We start from the raw sequence: 250 nt of genomic DNA, 5'->3' as shown, positions 1-250 counted from the left end.
GTACCCGCACATCAAGGTCCTGTGGTCCTTCGGCGGCTGGACCTGGTCCGGCGGCTTCGGCCAGGCCGTGCAGAACCCGGCCGCCTTCGCCCAGTCCTGCTACGACCTGGTCGAGGACCCGCGCTGGGCCGACGTCTTCGACGGCATCGACCTGGACTGGGAGTACCCCAACGCCTGCGGCCTGACCTGCGACACCAGCGGCCCGGCCTCCTTCAAGAACATGATGCAGGCCATGCGCGCCAAGTTCGGC

General features: G+C 68.8%; 1 protein-coding gene. It reads left to right on the top strand.

Translation table 11 applies throughout. The annotated features are described in order from the left end of the window. Positions 1-250 (top strand): glycosyl hydrolase family 18 protein (locus OO47_RS33110; RefSeq protein WP_033211250.1); only part of this gene is annotated, 250 nt, incomplete at both ends.

The organism is Streptomyces bikiniensis, assembly GCF_000716625.1.
Taxonomy (GTDB): domain Bacteria; phylum Actinomycetota; class Actinomycetes; order Streptomycetales; family Streptomycetaceae; genus Streptomyces; species Streptomyces bikiniensis.
Note: the sequence above shows the minus strand (reverse complement) of the source record. Positions and strands in the feature narration are given on the sequence as shown.